Below are 15,854 nucleotides of genomic sequence, written 5' to 3'. Positions count from 1 at the left end.
GCGCCGTCGCTGGTGACCCGACTGATCCTTCGAGAAATGGACCGCTCCCGCCGATCGGTCGTTCGACGACGGTCGCCTCAGTCGTCGGCGGGTGCGGGCGCCTCCACGTCCTCGCGGTGGAGGTGGCAGGCGGCGAAGTGCTGACCGTCGCCGACCGTCGGCTCGACGGCGTACGACGGCTCTTCGGTCGCACAGATGCTCGCGTCGGCGAACGTGGACACGAGCTGATCGGCCGCGTCTTCCCACTCCTCGTCGGCGACCCGATCGAGGGCCTCGTCGACGACGTCCCCCGCGCGTCCCGAGGGCGGTCCGTCGGGGAAGAACTCCGCACGGACGGCGCCGCGGTCCTCGGCCTCGAATGTGCGCCGGTCCACCGCACGAGTGAACTCCCGGACGGCCGCCCACGTGTCGGCGTCCATCGTGAACTCGTCCGGCTGGATGAGCTTCGGACACCGGGTCCGGAACCGACAGCCAGACGGGGGCTCGATCGGCGAGGGAACGTCGCCTTCCAGCACGCTCCGGGCACCCGTCGCGCGCGGGTCCGGGACCGGGATGGAATCGAGCAGCGCCTCCGTGTACGGGTGTTTCGGGTGATCGAACAGTTCCTCGGTCTCGGCGAGTTCGACCAGCTGGCCGAGGTACATCACGGCGACGCGGTCGGAGATGTGGCGGATGACGCTGAGGTCGTGTGCGATGAACAGGTAGGTGAGACCGAACTCGTCTTGCAGCTCCTGCATCGTGTTGAGCACCTGCGCCTGGATCGAGACGTCGAGCGCCGACACCGGCTCGTCGCAGACGATGAAGTCGGGGTTGACCGACAGCGCTCGCGCCAGGTTGATCCGCTGGCGTTGACCCCCGGAGAACTGGTGGGGGTAGCGGTTGTAGTGGTGCGGGTCGAGCCCGACCTTCTCCAGCAACTCGCGGGCGCGTTCCTCGCGTTCGCCCGTGTAGAGCCCGTGCGCTTTCATCGGCTCCTCAACGATGGGGCCGACCTTCATCCGCGGGTCCAGGCTCGACTGGGGATCTTGGAAGATCATCTGCAGGTCGCGGCGGCGCTCGCGGAGGTCCGATCCCGACAGCTCTGCGAGGTTGTCGCCCTCGAAGTAAACGGCACCGTCCGTGGGATCGATGAGTCGGAGGATGGTGCGCGCGAGCGTCGACTTCCCGCACCCGGACTCGCCGACGAGCCCGAGCGTCTCGCCGCGCTTCACGTCGAAGCTCACGTCCTCGACCGCGCGAACGGGGGGCTCGTCGAACAGCGCCGACAGCATCCCGTCGGACTGACTGAAGTGCTTCGTCAGCCCCTGAACGCTCAGGATCGTGTCGTCGTCGGCCTCGCCGTCGCCGGCGCCGAGCGGACCCGTCCCGGTGGCTTCACTCATCGGCCCCACCTCCGGAAACGCCGGTTGCGCCCCCGCCCTCGTCGCCCCGCATCTCGGCAAGTCCGCCCGCGAAGGCGCCCGTCGCCTCCGTCTCCAGCGGGTCGCTGTCCTCGTAGCCGACGGCCTCGTACTTGATACACGACACCGAGTGCGGAGCCTCGCTGGCGTCGCTCACGTCGTGGTACTCCGGGTGGAACTCCTTGCAGGCCTCCCGCGCTTCCGGACAGCGCGTGTGGAACCGGCAGCCGGATGGCGGGTTGATCGCCTCCGGCATCACCCCCTTGATCGGATCGAGCGACTCGACGGCCTGATCGGGGCGAGGCATCGACCGCAGCAGCGCCTCGGTGTAGGGGTGTTTCGTGTCGTGGAACAGATCGTCCACCTTGGCCTCCTCGACAACCTCCCCGAGGTACATGACGTTCACGCGGTCGCAGATCTCCGCGACGACGCCCATGTCGTGGGTGACCCACAGGAACGCGGTGTCGTACCGCTCCTGGAGGTCGCTGACCAGATCGAGGATCTGCCCCTCGACGGTCACGTCGAGCGCGGTCGTCGGCTCGTCGGCGATGATGAGCCGCGGCTCACACGCCAGCGCCATCGCGATCAGCACGCGCTGACGCATGCCGCCCGAGAACTCGTGGGGGTAGTCGTCGTACCGGGCCTCGGGCTCTGGAATGCCGACCTCTCGGAGCATGTCGACGGCGATCCGCTTCGCCTCCGACTCGCCCACCTCTCGGTTCAGCTCGATGAACTCCCGGAGCTGGGCGCCCACCTTGAACACGGGGTTGAGCGACTCCATGGGATCCTGGAAGACGATCGCGATCTCGCGGCCGCGGATCTGCTCGCGCATCTCCCGGTTCGAGAGCATTTCGTCGGACTCTTCCATCCGACCGTCGGGGGTCTCGGTGATGTCGACCAGCTTCTTCCCGTCGAACGTGACGGTGCCGTCGACGATCCGGCCCGGCTCCTCGACGAGCCGCATGATCGACTGGGCGGCGACCGACTTGCCGGCCCCGGACTCGCCGACGAGGCCGACGAGTTCGCCCTCGTTGACCTCGAAGTTCACGCCGTCGACCGCGCGGACGGTGCCTTCCTCGGTGAAGAACTGGGTCTTCAGGTTCTCGACTGTGAGTAGTGGTTCGGACATCAGTTGTTGATACGGGGATCGAGGGCGTCGCGGAGCCCGTCGCCGAGCAGGTTGAAGCCGACAACGGTGATGAGAATCGCCATCCCGGGCCAGATACTGAACCACGGGTCGGGGAGCATGTAGTCGCGCGACTGCGAGAGCATCTGTCCCCACGACGGCGTGGGCGGCTGTGCGCCGAAGCCGAGGAACGACAGCCCGGCGACGATGAGGATCGCCACGCCGATCTGCAGGGTCGCCTGTACCAGGACGGGCGCGAAGCTGTTCGGAATGACGTGTCTGAAGATAATGTTGCGGTCGCGAACGCCGGCCGCACGTGCCGCCTCGATGTAGTCCTCCTCGCGCACCGACAGCACCCGCGAGCGGATGAGCCGGGCGAACGTCGGGATGTTGGCGATCCCGACGCCGATCATCGCGAACGTGAGGTTGCGACCGAACGCGACCATGAACACGATGACGAGCACGAGAAACGGGATGGCGTACAGGGTCTCGACGGCACGCATCAGCACGTCGTCGATGCGACCGCCGTAGTAGCCGGCGACCGACCCGACGACCGTCCCGGCAACCAGCGCGATGGTCGTCGCGATGACGCCGACGGAGATGGCGATTCGCGTGCCGTAGAACACCCGCGAGAGGATGTCGCGCCCGCGGTCGTCGGTGCCCAGCGGGTGGGCCCACGTGCCCTCGCCGAAGACGTTGGTCGTCCACGCCGGCGGCAGCAGCTGCGGGGCGACCTCGGCGTTGGGACTCATCCACACCGCCTGCGCGATGGCGTACTGTTCGATCCCGAGCAGCGGAAGGACGGACTGATCGAGGAACGCGATGACCGCAACGAGCGTCGCGATCCCGATTATTCCCAGCCCCGCAAGCGCCGTCGGGTCGCGGCGGACCTGCGAGACGGTGTAGCGCCACCCGACGTTCGCGGCGGGCTGTTCCGGGTCGGACTCGACGGACTGTGATTCGCTCTCGGTTCGCGAGTCGGTGTCGGATCCGGTTGTCGTCGCCATCAGTCTGCGTCCTCGAAGGTGACTCGCGGGTCGATGTACGCGTACGAGAGGTCGGTGAGGATGACCCCGACGACGAACACCAAGCCGAGCACGAGCGTCGTGCCGACGACCAGCGCGAAGTCTTGGTTGTTGATCGCGGTGATGATGAGCGTCCCCATTCCGTTGATGGAGAAGACGGTCTCGGTCAACACCGCCCCGCCGATGGCGCTGGTGAGCTGAAGCCCCAACAGCGTGATCAGCGGGAGCTGTGCGTTACGGAAGGCGTGCTTGCGGAGGATCGTCGTCTCCTTGACGCCGTAGGCGCGAGCGAGCTTGACGTACTCCTCGCCGAGCACCTCCAGCATCGACGACCGCTCGATCCGGGTGAGCGCCGCCATCTGGAGCGTGCCGAGCGATATCGTCGGCAACACGAGGTGGTGCAGCGACGTGACGAGCACGTCGAACTGGCTGTCGACGCCCACCTCCGCGGGCGACGCCCACGGAAGCACGAGGTTCGTCGCGGGGAACCAGCTGACCTGGTAGGCAAACAGGATAATCAGCACCAGCCCGATCCAGAACGAGGGCGTCGAGACGCCCAGCAGCGCCACGACACGGGCGACGTGGTCCGTGGGCTTGTTGCGCCGCTGAGCCGAGATGATCCCGAGCGGGATCGACGTGACGATCGCGAACGTGAAGCTCGACGCGAGCAACAGTATCGTCACCGGCATCCGTTCGAGGATCTTCTGGGTGACCGGAACTTCGTAGTACAGACTCGTTCCCAGATCGAGCTGTACCACGTCCCAGAGGTAGTTCAGGTAGCGGAGCCACAGCGGCTGGTCGAGTCCGTACTTCGCCCGGATGGCGGCGGCCTGTTGGGCGCTGGGCGACGGCCCGAGCATGATACTCACCGGGTCGCCCGGCATCGCCTCCATCAGGAAGTACGTGATCGTGACGACTCCGAGCAGAACCGGAATCGCCTGCAGGACCCGTCGGATCGTGTACTGTGCGCGTCCCATATCTCTCTAGTGTCGTGTGCGTTCGTTTCGCATGAGGGTATATAACTTCGCGGAAGCGGTTTTCGGGACCGCTCCTGTCAGTTACCGCCCGATTCGCGGTTGGAACTACTTGTCGACCGAGACGTTGTTGTTGTCGGTCACCAGGTGGAACGAGTCCACCGGGTGCGACGTGAAGTCGTTGACGTACTCTTTCACGCCGAAGCTGTTTTTGAGGTTGTACGCGGGCAGGTGTGCGCGGTCCTCGAGGATCGTGGTGATCGCCTCGGTGTACAGCTGTTTGCGCTCCTCGCGGTCGGCCGACTGGCGGGCGTCGACGATCTTCTGGGCGGCGTCTTTGCCCCGCTGGCTGTTGGCGCCGTAGTACGTCCCGTTCGTGACGCCGAGCGTGTCGTCGGTGCGGCCGAACATGTAGTAGGTGAACGCGTCGGGGTCGGGGGTGCCGGACCAGCCGAGCGTGTACATGTTGTAGTCGTCCGCGTCGCCCGAGACGTAGGCGTCGAGGAACGCGCCCCAGTCCAGTCGCTGGACCGAGACGTTGTTGAATCCGGCCTCTTTGAGGCCGTTCGACACCGAGATGCCGATCTGTTCGCGCTTGTCGTCCGGCGGGACGATGATCTTCCAGTTGTAGTCCATCGAGACGCCGGCGTCCTCGAACAGCGCGACGGCCTCGTCGATGTTCTTGTCGTGGGGGATCTGCTCCCACTCATCGATCGGGAAGCCCCAGTCCTCGGTGATCGATGCCGGCGTCGGGCAGTACTGGCGGACGCCGGTCGGCTCCACGTACTGCTCGACGGCCGTGTCCATCGAGAAGCAGTAGTCGATCGCCTCACGCACCTTGGGGTCGGCGGTCGGCCCCTCGTTGCAGTTGAACGCGAGGTAAAAGTAGCCGATGCCGGGGACCTCGTCGATGCTCGCGTCCTCAATCTCGCGGACCGTGGAGTAGAGCTTCGGCGGGATTTCCTCGACCACGTCGTTCTCGCCGTTCCGGAGCGTGGTGACGCGGGTCGTCGCCTCCGTGATCGGCGTGAAGTGGACCTTCTCGAGGTTCGCCATCGGCTCGCCCCAGTAGTCCTCGTTGCGGACGAGATCGACGTAGTCGCCCTCCTGCCAGCCGTCGAAGACGAACGGTCCCGAGCCGACGGGCATCTCCGTGTTGAACGCGTCCTTGTCGTCCTCGCGGACGGACATCGGGACGATACGGCCGGCGGCGAGCGTGTTCATGAACGGCCCGTAGGGGTACTTCAGGTTGAACACGATCGTGTCGTCGCCCTCCGTCTCGACCGAGTCGATCATGTTGAACTCCGAGGCGTTCTCGGTCTCCTCGGCGACCGGGGCCTCGAAGCTGTACTTCACGTCCTCGGGGGTGACGGGATCGCCGTTCGAGAACGTCGCCTCCGTCGTCATCGTCACCGTGTACACGGTTCCGTCGTCGTTGACCTCGGGCTCGCCCGTCGCCAGTTCGGGGACGACGCCGGTTCCCTCGTCGTACGTATACAGCCCCTCGAAGATCTGGCTGGCCACTTGGTCGGACGGAACGTCGTTGAGCACGATCGGGTCGAACTCGAGCGGGCTCTTGACGAGCGCGAGGTTGAGCGTGCCGCCGCTCATGCTGCCCGAATCGCCGCCCGAGCCGCTGTCGGAATCGGTGTCCGAACCGCTGTCGGAGCCCGATTCGGTGGTTTCGCCGTCACTTTGGCCGCTGTCTCCGCCGAGACAGCCGGAGACGGCCGCGACGCCCGCTGCGCCGGTTCCCGTCAGGAACGTGCGCCGGTTCATCCGGTCGAATACGCGAGTGATGTCGTCTTCTGTCATGGTTGTGCTACCCAAAGTGGGATATGGAACCTTGGTTTGCTCATCTATTTATATTTATTGCTGTTGGTGGCGGTAATGTCTGTCGGGTGTATCGTTCGAGGTGCGATCGGAACGCCGATTGGCCCTGCGGACCGATGCCGTTCATGCGCCAGTTCGTCGTCTGCGGCCACGAAGCTCCGACAACGCCCGAGTTCAACCTTGACGATCTCGCGGGCGGGGCGGGGCGCCTCGACCTGCTGTGTCGCTGCGTCAACGCCGGCCTGTTTCTCTCGCACGGCATCCGCGAGGACAGCCGCGTCCACCTCGTGCTCGGCGACGAGTACACCGTCCGGTTCTCGGGCGCCACCGCCCGTGGGCTCCACCCCGACGAGCGCACGACCGCCGCCCGCGTCCGGGACGCGCTCGACTCACGCCAGGATGCCATCGGCCACATGCCCGCCGAGGTGTCGCCCGGGGTCGAACTGTACCGGATGGGACTGGCAGAGACGCTCGACGCGCTCGACGGGACCGTCGTACAACTCCACGAGAACGGTACCCCGGTCGCGGAGGCGTCGCCGCCGGCGGATCCGGTGTTCGTGCTCTCGGACCACTCGGATTTCACCGGCCGAGAGGCCGAGCTCCTCGCCGAGCGCGCCGACCGACGGGTCAGGCTCGGTCCCGAGGCGATCCACGCGGACCACGCGATTGCGGTGGCGAACAACTACCTCGACACCGACGGCTACACGCGATACTGAGCCGGCGGCGACCGACCGCTGTCGCCCTGTGGGTCGCCGACTGCTCGGGGTTCGGAAGCCTTAACAGAGCGGCTCGCATCCGTTCGTGTGCGGGCCGGTGGGGTAGCTTGGTATCCTTCGGCCTTCGGGTGGCCGTAACCGCGATTCAAATTCGCGCCGGCCCACTTCTCCCGCATTTCAGTTCACCACTGACTGGTGAGGCTCGGCTGTGGGATGATTCGGATCGAACGCACGGTCTGCACAGACGGTCGCCACTCGCTGGGCGGCTCGCGGGCCCTTCGCGAGCATCCGACAGGCACCGAAACGCTCGCGCGTACTCGACTGCGGAGAGACGCTGACTCATCCCGCACCGACAACTCACTGTTGAGATTCAGTCGCCGTCTGCTTCCTCGCATTCGTCGTCACTGTCGTCTTCGGACGCTCCGTCCTCGCTACCGCTTCCGCCAGAGACATCGCGGTCGCAGACGCGTTGCCCGGTTCCACTTCGACGGAGCCGCTCCCTCTCCCTGCCAGTGCGACTCGTCTACTTCACGCTCTACCGCCGCCTTCGGGGTCATCCTCTCACAGGCGGTCGTGAAGCCCGATGAGACACGACGACCTGCTCGCTGATCTCTTTGTCACTACCTGAGGAAGCGAACCGAGAGAAAGGGGAGAAACGGCTTACAGCTCGACGGCTTCCTTGTTCCCGAGCGACTCGGGCACGCTGAAACGGATCTCGGTGGTCGCACCGGCCATCGTGTTGATCTTAATCGTCGCCTCGTCGCCCTCGTTGAGATCATTGCCAGCTCCGGCGAAGTCCGACACCTCGAACACGAGTGCGAGCCGGTCGTCGGCGTCGTTCAGCACGCTCCCACTACCGTCGGAATTCTTGACAGTTGTATACGAGAAGTGGTCTCCGGTCGTGTCTCCGGGATCGGAGAAGTTCTCGTGTGCAGTAAGCTGGTAAGTACCCGTCGGACCGATCCATGTAACCGTCACATTCTGCAGATCAATCTCGCCGGCGCCAGGCCCCTGCGTCACCGTCACGTTCACCATATCAACGACATTAGTACTCCCACTGGAGTCAACGTTGCCCACCGTGGCGACCTCCTGCACGCGGTCGCTGACCTGTTTACTCGACTGCTGTCCGGTCTCCTGTGATTTGCTCTGGAGGAAGCCTGCGGTGTTGATGAGGACGCCGGCGGCGATCGCTGCCACCAGCACCATCGCGATGAACACGATGAGCGTCCCGATACCAACCTGCCCGCGCTCTTCCTCGTCCGTGATAAATTCGAACATTGTGTGGTTGTCCACTCCCAGTCTTGGAGTATTCCATCGTTCCGAGATCTCACTATACTGTCTATCGGACCAGGTATCAGAATTGATTTCTATCGAGAGCGAACCGACGGATACTCGGTCCCGAGCGGCGACCCGACACACGAACTCGATGTCGGACACCACGCACCTCGTCGTTGTCTGCGGACTCCCGGGGGCCGGGAAGTCGACGGTCGCGGAGGCGGTCGCCGACCGCCTCGACGCCGCGCTCGTTCGCACTGACGTGGTCCGGAAGGAGTTGTTCCCCGATCCGTCGTACACGGACGAAGAGTCGCGGCGGACGTACCGGGCCGTGTTCGACCGCGCGGAGGACCGTCTGGCAGCCGGTGAGCCGGTCGTCCTCGACGGGACGTTCCGTCGGGCGTCCCGCCGGCGGGAGGCGCGCGACCTCGCCGACCGCCGCGGCGCCGAAGTCGAGGTCGTTCGCGTCCGCTGCGACGAGGAGACGGCGAAGGCCCGGATTCGATCGCGTGAGAACGACCCGTCTGACGCGGACACCGACGTGTACGAACTGCTCCGTGAGGAGTTCGAACCGGTCGAGGACCCGGTCGTCGTCGACAACTCCGGCGACCTCGACGCGACCCTGGCGCGAGTGCGGACCCTGTTCTGAACTCGGTTATGAAGCCTGTGCTCTGCGGTCGCAGACTCCGCAACTCGGCGTCGCCGGACGACACCGCGAGACCGAAGGCTTTTGCTCGGCGCATGGCTCGCGTTCATCGATGGGAACACGCGCGATCGAGTTGGTCCTCGCGGGCGTCCTCCTGTTCGGACTGACCGTCGCCGGGAGTGCGCTGGTCGCGCCGGACCGCTCGACGGTCGCCATCGACGACGGGTCCGAGCGCGCGACGCTCGTGGGGTCGCAGGGCGGCGGTCCCGGGTGGCACGAACACGGCAGCGCCTACCTGCTCAACGGCACCGACGTCGAGTGGCGCGAGGACTCCGCGGACAGCTACTTCGACGTGCAGCGGCTCTCGGATGGCCGCGTGCTCGCGGGGTTCATGGACAGCGGCTACGAGGAGTGCGGTCCCTACGAGTCGCCGTGCGCGCACACTGGGATCCGACTAATCGACCCCGACGCCGACGGCGGCGCGGAAGTCGTCGAGGAGTACAGCTTCCCAGTGCGCTCGCAGTCGAACAGCGAGATCCACGACGCGGAGCCGCTCCCGGATGGCGGGTTCGCCATGACCGATATGGATCACGAGCGGATCATGATCGTGGAGGACGGCGAGGTGACGTGGACGTGGAACGCCTCACAGCTGTACGACGAGCCCGAGGACCCGACCCGTACCGACTGGCTTCACATCAACGACATCGACCGCATCGGCGAGGACCGGTTCCTGGTCTCCGTCCGCAACGCGAACCAGCTGGTGATCGTCGAGCGGACCGATGACGGGGGGAGCGAGATCGTCGAGATCATCAACGGGGACGAGTCGAACTCCTCGGACGACTCCTGCACCGGCAACGGCCAACTGCGCGACACCGACGGCGACGGCGACGTTCGCTGCGGCGATCCCTCGGTCCTGGACCACCAGCACAACCCGCAGTGGCTCGGCGACGGCGCGGTCCTCGTCGCCGACTCCGACAACGACCGCGTCGTCGAACTCCACCGGACCGACGACGGGGACTGGGAGATCGCGTGGGTCGTCAGGAGCGTCGACGGCCAGTCGCTCCACTGGCCCCGCGACGCCGACCGCCTGGAGAGCGGCCACACGCTGATCACGGACACGCTGAACAAGCGGGTCGTCGAGATCAACGAGAACGGAACCGCCGTCTGGACGTACCCGACCGACCGCATCCCGTACGAGGCCGATCGCGTCCCCCGAGAGTTCCAGGGGTCCGAACGCGACCTCCCGCTGGCGACGAGCGACGGCGTGAACCTCGACGACGGGACCGGCGACACCGGGGTCCCCGTGCTCTCGACGCTCGTCGTGGGCGTCCGCGCGGCCGCGCCGTGGGCGCCGGTGTGGTTCGGCGAGACGCAGGTCGGGCTGACGCTCGTGTCGCTGGCGCTCGCGCTCGCAGGCGGCGCCACCGCGGTTCGCGCGCGACTCGGACGCTGAGTCCCCGGTTCCGACCCACGATATCCTTTCGACGACTCCGGCACGGCTTCTGCCACCCTTTTTACCGGCGCGTTCGAACCCGGACGTAATGAGCAGCAACGGCGACCGCGACGGCGACGACGGCCGCGACCGCGACCGCGACGATCTCGCGTGGGAGACGCTCGGCAGCGATACCGATTACTCGTGTCCCGGCTTCGACGTTCGCCGCGACGACGTGCGCCTGCCCGACGGCACCGAGACGGACTTCCACTACGTCGACGAGCCGCAGACGGTCGTGATCCTCCCGTTCACCCCCGACGGCGACGTGGTGCTCGTCGAGGAGTGGCGCCAGGCTGTCGGACGGGTGAACCGCGGCCTCCCCGCCGGGGGCGTCGAGGACGACGACGCGGACCTCGTCGCGGCCGCGCGACGGGAACTCCGCGAGGAGACGGGATTCGAGGCCGAGTCGTTCGAACAGTTCCACACGGTCGAGCCCGCGAACGGCTTCGCCAACTCCGTCCACCACTACGTTCTCGCGCGCAACTGCACTCGGTCGACGAACACCGACTTAGACTTCAACGAGAGCATCCGCCCGGTGACTGCGGACTACGACCGCTTCCGCGACGCCGTGTTCGCGGGGAGCGTCCGTGACGGCCGTGCAGTCATCGGCGTGTCGATGTACGAACACGCCGACCGCGAACACACGAGGCGTGACTGACGCCTCACGATCGTTTCCCCCGGGCGATACGCTGTGACCGATCCGGATCCCCCCCGGCGGTCCGCCGTCGTTGGGTCAGGTCTTTCACCGTGGCACCCGGGTATCGGGTATGGTCTCGCTTGGCCCGCTTCAACCGCTTTCTGCGCGGTTCAGGGCACTGGATCCGCGGATACAAGCCCTCGTCGTCGCCCCCGCGATCGGCTTCTCCGGCATCGTGGCGGCGGGGATCATCGTCCTCGTCGTGTTCGTCGCGCTGGGCATCGTCGGCTACCAGCCGTCGCCGCTGGTGCTCATCGGCCTGTCACTCGTACTCGTGCAAGGGATATCCTTCGGCGGTGTCGCCTCGATCTACTTGATCCGGACAGATCGGTCGCCGCTGTCGCTGTTTCGGTTCCCCTCGCTCCGCGACGTCGTCGTCGCCGTCGTCGGCTTCTTCGGGTCGCTGGGAATCCTGCTCGCGGCGAGCACGCTCGTCCAGCAGGCGGGCGCGCCGACCGCGGATAACGAGATCGCGCAGTTCGGGGCCGAGAACCCCGAGGTGCTCCTCTTGCTCATCCCCGCGGCGTTCATCTTCATCGGTCCCGGCGAGGAGATCCTGTTCCGCGGTGTCGTACAGAATCGACTCCGCGAGGCGTTCTCGCCGTGGGTCGCGATTCCCCTCGCGAGCGTCATCTTCGGCGTGGTCCACTACGTCGCGCTCACCGGCGCGGCCCCCGGGCGGATCGTCACGATCGGCATCCTCTCGACGCTGACGCTCGTGTTCGGCGCGACATACGAGTACACGGACAACCTCATCGTCCCGTCGTTCATCCACGGCGCCTACGACGCCGTGTTGTTCGCGGGGCTGTACGTCGTCGTCGTGTACGGTCCCGAGAGCCAGTCGCCCGGCGAGACGGCATCACTCATCATCGCTGACGCGTTGGCGCTGCTTCCGGCGATCTAACTACCCGCTGCCAGGTCATTCGCCGCCGCTGACACGCACCCGACCTCGTCTCGGTCCCGTCAGCATCGGGCGAACGTTCGTCTGCGATACCGGACCCACTCCCGGCCATCGTCGACTCCCCCGCCACGGGGCGTGCCGCGACGCGACGACACGCCCGCCCCGTGGTCGCCGGTTGCCTCGCAATTGTCGGTTCCACCGCTCCCGCCGGCCGCGCCCGCCCGGCTCTGTTCGGCGTGTCGTTCGTTCGCCCCTCTCGCGAGAGCGCCGGCTGTGGCGGCTGTGGCGGTCGCCGAGCGGAACCCTTACTCGCGCGCCGCGGAAAGCCCGGCCATGCGCGACCACTTCGAGATTCGGGACCACGACGCGGCCGGGCGCATCGGGGAGTTGACCGTCCCCCGCGCCGGTGTCACCGTCGAGACGCCCGCGCTCCTCCCGGTTATCAACCCGAACATCGAGACGATCGACCCGGGCCGCCTCCGCTCGGAGTTCGGCGCGGACATGCTGATCACCAACTCTTACATCATCCGCACGACCGACGACGTGCGCGAACGGGCCTTGGAGGAGGGCCTCCACGACATGCTCGGTTTCGACGGCGCGATCATGACCGACTCGGGGAGCTTCCAGCTCGCCGAGTACGGTGAGATCGACACGACGACCACCGAGATCTTGGAGTTCCAACGCGACATCGGCAGCGACATCGGGACCCCGGTCGACATCCCAACCCCGCCGGACGCGAGCCGCGATCGGGCTGAGTCCGATCTAGACGTGACGCGCCAGGCGCTCGCGGACGCCGAGGCGGTCGACGTGGGCGACATGCTCGTCAACGCGCCCGTCCAGGGGAGTACCTACCCGGACCTTCGCGAACAGGCCGGCAGCGAAGCCGCCGCGACGGATCTGGACGTATTCCCGGTTGGCGCGGTCGTGCCGATGATGAACGGCTACCGCTACGACGACATGGTCGACGCGGTCGCCGCCGCCAAGCGCGGGCTGAGCGAGGACTGCCCGGTCCACCTGTTCGGGGCGGGCCATCCGATGATGTTCGCGCTGGCTGTCGCGCTCGGCTGCGACCTGTTCGACTCGGCAGCCTACGCGCTGATGGCGCGCGACGGCCGCTACCTCACCGTCTCGGGTACGGAGCAACTGGACGACCTCGACTACCTCCCGTGCTCGTGTCCGATCTGCCACGAGCACACGCCCGACGAGCTTCGGGCCGCGAACGACGACGAGAGCGAGGCCCAAAGCGCCTCGGATAGTCGAGCGGTGGAACCGCAAGACCAGGAGTCACTCCTGGCGGAGCACAACCTCCACGTCACCTTCGAGGAACTGCGCCGCGTGAAGCAGGCGATCCGCGACGGCGACCTGCTCGAACTCGTCGAGAAGCGCGCGCGCGGCCACCCCGCGATGCTCGACGGCTACCGCGCCCTCCTCGATCACGCCGACCAGCTGGAGCGCATCGACAGCGCCTCCAAGGGCACGTTCTTCGGGCTCTCTCACGAGTCGGCCGACCGGCCCGAAGTCCGGCGCCACCACGACCGAATCGCGCGGCTGTCGGTGCCCGAGTCCCTGCTGTGCTCGGAGTACGGCACCCCCTCCGACCACGACTACGACGAGGTGTGGCGGGTCGTGCCGCCGTTCGGTCCGTTCCCCCGCGCGCTCTCGGAGTCGTATCCGCTGACCGCGGAGGTGCCCGACCGCACCGACGCGGCCGCCGAGCGCGCCGCCGGCGAGGGGATACGAGCGCTCGTCGAGGCGAACCCGGACGCCGACGTGACGCTCGCACACGACGGCTGGGGCGACGAGGCGCTTGCCGCGGTTCCGGCGTCGGTGACGCTGGAAGACCTCGCTGCGGACGGTCACCGCGACCGCGACGGCGACCGCGTCGCCGACGCCCCGGCCACCGGCGGGGCCGGACCCGCCGAATCCCGAAGCGAAAGCGAATAACGCCCTGCCCGCACAGTTCGGCCCATGACCGACTACTTCGAGGTCCACGAGCGGGACGGGGCCGCCCGCCTCGGGGAGCTCCGCCTCGATTCGCCGCTCACGACGCCGGCGCTGGCGGACGACGTGGTCCGCGACGCCGGATCGCTGTGGAACGCCGAGCGCGACGCGCCCGAGGGCGACGACTCGACGCTCACGATCCTGCCGCACCGCGCGTACCCCGCGGGCACCCGAGAGGAGGTGGTCGACGCGTTCGCGCCCGACTACGCCGAATCGGCCGCCGCCGTCGACGGCCCGACAGCCGCCGTGATCACGAGCGACGCTCCCAGCGCGGGCGGCGCCGCCGAGGCGTTGGTCGACGCCTACGTCCTCTCGAACGCGCAGGGCGTCGTCGGCCACGCGGCCGCCTTCGCCGAGGCGGCGATGGACGTTCGCGAGGCGGTCCCCGCCGACACCGCGCTCTATCTCTCGGGGGTCGCCACCCCCCTGAACGTCGCGACGCTCGTGTACGCCGGCGTCGACCTCGTCGACGCGAAGCGCGCGCGGGTGAAGGGAAGCCAAGGGAAGTACCTCACCGACGAGGGCGAGCGCTTCTTGGAGGACCTAGACGAACTGCCGTGCTCGTGTCCGGCGTGTCAGGTGCCCCGCGAGGCGTTCGATCGCGCCGCCTGCGAGGAACACAACGTGAACGCGCTGGAAGCCGAGTTGCGGCGCGTCCGGCGACGGGTCCGCGAGGGTCGCCTCCGCGATTACGTCGAAGGGCAGGCCCGCCACGAGCAGTGGCTCACGGCTGCGTTCCGCGAGTTGGACCAGCAGTACGGCTACGTCGAGGAGCGCGCCCCCGTCGCCCGAAACAACGAACTCGCGGCGGCGACGAGCGACACGATCCGCCGTCCCGAGATCCAGCGATTCGCCCAACGCGTGAGCGAGCGCTACGTCAATCGCTTCCGCAACCCCCTCGTCCTAGTTCCGTGCTCGGCGCGCAAGCCGTACTCCGAGAGCCAGAGCCACGGCCAGTTCCACGACGCGATCCAGTTCCGAGCGCACCTCGCGTCGATGACCTCGCCAATCGGCGTCGTGCCGCAGGAACTGGAACTCACCTACCCGGCCCAGCACTACGACACCGTGGTGACTGGGCGGTGGAGCGAGGACGAGAAGCAGTTCGTCGCCGAGGTGCTCCGGCGCTACCTCCAGCGCAACGACTACCCCCGCGTGATCGCGCACGTCCCCGCGGACGGCTACCGCGAGATCTGCGAGCGCGTCGAGGAACAGGTCGACGTGCCGTTCGAGTACACCGTCGAGGACCACCCGACGACGACCGAATCCATCGGGAACCTCATGTCCGCGCTCGACGGGGAACTGAAGTACACGAAACGCGAGCGCCAGCACAACACCGTCCGCGCCATCGCCGACTACATGCTCGGCGACGGCGCCGGCGACGACCTGTTCGACGAGCTGAACACGCGCTCGCGGTACCCCAAGCTCCAGGTGCGCGACGACGACGAGGAGTTGCTGGCGACGATGGTGCCCACCTACGGCGCGCTGGCGTTCACCCTCGCGGGCGCCCGTCGGTGGGTGGAAAGCGACGCCCCGACCAAGACGGTCGAAATCGACGCGTTCGTCCCGCAGGGGAGCGTCCTCGCGCCGGGCGTCGTCGACGCGGACGACGACATCCGCGTCGGCGACGAGGTCGTCGTCGAGGGACCGTCGGCGTTCGCCGTCGGCCGCGCGGAGATGCACGGCGCGGAGATGCGCTCGTCGACGCGGGGAATCGCGGTCGACGTGCGGCACAGCGAGGAGTTGTAGGGCGAAGGGTCCCGAGAGAGCA

The 15,854-nt window shown here is 67.2% G+C and carries 13 protein-coding genes and 1 tRNA gene; 8 read left to right on the top strand and 6 right to left on the bottom strand.

Going from position 1 to position 15,854, the window contains the following annotated elements; genetic code table 11:
• Positions 1 to 77 precede the first annotated feature (77 nt).
• From P0Y41_RS07250 to P0Y41_RS07230, 5 genes are all read right to left on the bottom strand, one after another.
• Complete coding sequence (locus tag P0Y41_RS07250; protein ID WP_284063280.1) at positions 78 to 1,382, bottom strand: ABC transporter ATP-binding protein; 1,305 nt, start codon at positions 1,380 to 1,382, stop codon at positions 78 to 80.
• Positions 1,375 to 2,529, bottom strand: a complete 1,155-nt coding sequence (locus P0Y41_RS07245; protein ID WP_284063279.1) for an ABC transporter ATP-binding protein — start codon at positions 2,527 to 2,529, stop codon at positions 1,375 to 1,377. The genes P0Y41_RS07250 and P0Y41_RS07245 overlap by 8 nt, the downstream gene beginning before the upstream one ends.
• Positions 2,529 to 3,533, bottom strand: a complete 1,005-nt coding sequence (locus P0Y41_RS07240; protein WP_284063278.1) for an ABC transporter permease — start codon at positions 3,531 to 3,533, stop codon at positions 2,529 to 2,531. Before P0Y41_RS07240 ends, P0Y41_RS07245 begins: the two co-directional genes overlap by 1 nt.
• Entirely contained in the window at positions 3,533 to 4,528 is a 996-nt protein-coding gene (locus tag P0Y41_RS07235) for an ABC transporter permease (RefSeq protein ID WP_284063277.1), read from the bottom strand. The genes P0Y41_RS07240 and P0Y41_RS07235 overlap by 1 nt, the downstream gene beginning before the upstream one ends.
• A 105-nt stretch (positions 4,529 to 4,633) precedes the next feature.
• Entirely contained in the window at positions 4,634 to 6,340 is a 1,707-nt protein-coding gene (locus tag P0Y41_RS07230) for an ABC transporter substrate-binding protein (protein ID WP_284063276.1), read from the bottom strand.
• A 143-nt stretch (positions 6,341 to 6,483) separates the two neighbouring features.
• On the opposite strand from P0Y41_RS07230, the gene trmY reads away from it, so the two are divergent.
• Positions 6,484 to 7,074, top strand: a complete 591-nt coding sequence (trmY, locus tag P0Y41_RS07225) for a tRNA (pseudouridine(54)-N(1))-methyltransferase TrmY (protein ID WP_284063275.1) — start codon at positions 6,484 to 6,486, stop codon at positions 7,072 to 7,074.
• A 91-nt stretch (positions 7,075 to 7,165) separates the two neighbouring features.
• Positions 7,166 to 7,238 (top strand) — tRNA-Pro (locus P0Y41_RS07220).
• Positions 7,239 to 7,734: 496 nt separating this feature from the next.
• Here P0Y41_RS07220 and P0Y41_RS07215 read toward each other — a convergent pair.
• On the bottom strand, positions 7,735 to 8,352 hold the full coding sequence (locus tag P0Y41_RS07215; protein ID WP_390215430.1) for a flagellin: 618 nt from the start codon (positions 8,350 to 8,352) through the stop codon (positions 7,735 to 7,737).
• Positions 8,353 to 8,500: 148 nt separating this feature from the next.
• Here P0Y41_RS07215 and P0Y41_RS07210 point away from each other — a divergent pair, with 148 nt between their 5' ends.
• From P0Y41_RS07210 to arcS, 6 genes are all read left to right on the top strand, one after another.
• Complete coding sequence (locus tag P0Y41_RS07210; RefSeq protein ID WP_284063273.1) at positions 8,501 to 8,998, top strand: P-loop nucleotide/nucleoside kinase family protein; 498 nt, start codon at positions 8,501 to 8,503, stop codon at positions 8,996 to 8,998.
• A 109-nt stretch (positions 8,999 to 9,107) separates the two neighbouring features.
• The gene (locus P0Y41_RS07205; protein WP_284063272.1) at positions 9,108 to 10,448 is read left to right on the top strand and encodes a hypothetical protein; all 1,341 of its coding nucleotides are present in this window, start codon (positions 9,108 to 9,110) and stop codon (positions 10,446 to 10,448) included.
• An 88-nt stretch (positions 10,449 to 10,536) separates the two neighbouring features.
• Positions 10,537 to 11,145 (top strand): NUDIX hydrolase, encoded by a 609-nt coding sequence (locus P0Y41_RS07200; protein ID WP_284063271.1) that lies wholly within the window; start codon positions 10,537 to 10,539, stop codon positions 11,143 to 11,145.
• A gap of 109 nt (positions 11,146 to 11,254) precedes the next feature.
• The gene (locus P0Y41_RS07195; protein ID WP_284063270.1) at positions 11,255 to 12,088 is read left to right on the top strand and encodes a CPBP family intramembrane glutamic endopeptidase; all 834 of its coding nucleotides are present in this window, start codon (positions 11,255 to 11,257) and stop codon (positions 12,086 to 12,088) included.
• 330 nt (positions 12,089 to 12,418) lie between these two features.
• A complete protein-coding gene (gene tgtA / locus P0Y41_RS07190; RefSeq protein ID WP_284063269.1) occupies positions 12,419 to 14,029 on the top strand; it encodes a tRNA guanosine(15) transglycosylase TgtA in 1,611 nt (536 codons plus the stop codon).
• Between the two features lie 24 nt (positions 14,030 to 14,053).
• Positions 14,054 to 15,832, top strand: a complete 1,779-nt coding sequence (arcS, locus tag P0Y41_RS07185; RefSeq protein ID WP_284063268.1) for an archaeosine synthase subunit alpha — start codon at positions 14,054 to 14,056, stop codon at positions 15,830 to 15,832.
• Positions 15,833 to 15,854: the final 22 nt, after the last annotated feature.

Source organism: Halobaculum halobium (assembly GCF_030127145.1).
Taxonomy (GTDB): Archaea; Halobacteriota; Halobacteria; order Halobacteriales; family Haloferacaceae; genus Halobaculum; species Halobaculum halobium.
The sequence above is the reverse complement of the archived record's forward strand: the minus strand, read 5'-3'. Positions and strand labels throughout refer to the sequence as shown.

Bases quoted from the DNA above. Each gene is read 5' to 3' on its own strand.
- P0Y41_RS07195 (WP_284063270.1), top strand. From the start codon at position 11,255: ATGGTCTCGCTTGGCCCGCTTCAACCGCTTTCTGCGCGGTTCAGGGCA.
- P0Y41_RS07250 (WP_284063280.1), bottom strand. From the start codon at position 1,382: ATGAGTGAAGCCACCGGGACGGGTCCGCTCGGCGCCGGCGACGGCGAG.
- P0Y41_RS07230 (WP_284063276.1), bottom strand. From the start codon at position 6,340: ATGACAGAAGACGACATCACTCGCGTATTCGACCGGATGAACCGGCGC.
- arcS (WP_284063268.1), top strand. From the start codon at position 14,054: ATGACCGACTACTTCGAGGTCCACGAGCGGGACGGGGCCGCCCGCCTC.
- P0Y41_RS07240 (WP_284063278.1), bottom strand. From the start codon at position 3,533: ATGGCGACGACAACCGGATCCGACACCGACTCGCGAACCGAGAGCGAA.
- P0Y41_RS07215 (WP_390215430.1), bottom strand. From the start codon at position 8,352: ATGTTCGAATTTATCACGGACGAGGAAGAGCGCGGGCAGGTTGGTATC.
- trmY (WP_284063275.1), top strand. From the start codon at position 6,484: ATGCGCCAGTTCGTCGTCTGCGGCCACGAAGCTCCGACAACGCCCGAG.
- P0Y41_RS07200 (WP_284063271.1), top strand. From the start codon at position 10,537: ATGAGCAGCAACGGCGACCGCGACGGCGACGACGGCCGCGACCGCGAC.
- P0Y41_RS07245 (WP_284063279.1), bottom strand. From the start codon at position 2,529: ATGTCCGAACCACTACTCACAGTCGAGAACCTGAAGACCCAGTTCTTC.
- P0Y41_RS07235 (WP_284063277.1), bottom strand. From the start codon at position 4,528: ATGGGACGCGCACAGTACACGATCCGACGGGTCCTGCAGGCGATTCCG.
- P0Y41_RS07205 (WP_284063272.1), top strand. From the start codon at position 9,108: ATGGGAACACGCGCGATCGAGTTGGTCCTCGCGGGCGTCCTCCTGTTC.
- P0Y41_RS07210 (WP_284063273.1), top strand. From the start codon at position 8,501: ATGTCGGACACCACGCACCTCGTCGTTGTCTGCGGACTCCCGGGGGCC.
- tgtA (WP_284063269.1), top strand. From the start codon at position 12,419: ATGCGCGACCACTTCGAGATTCGGGACCACGACGCGGCCGGGCGCATC.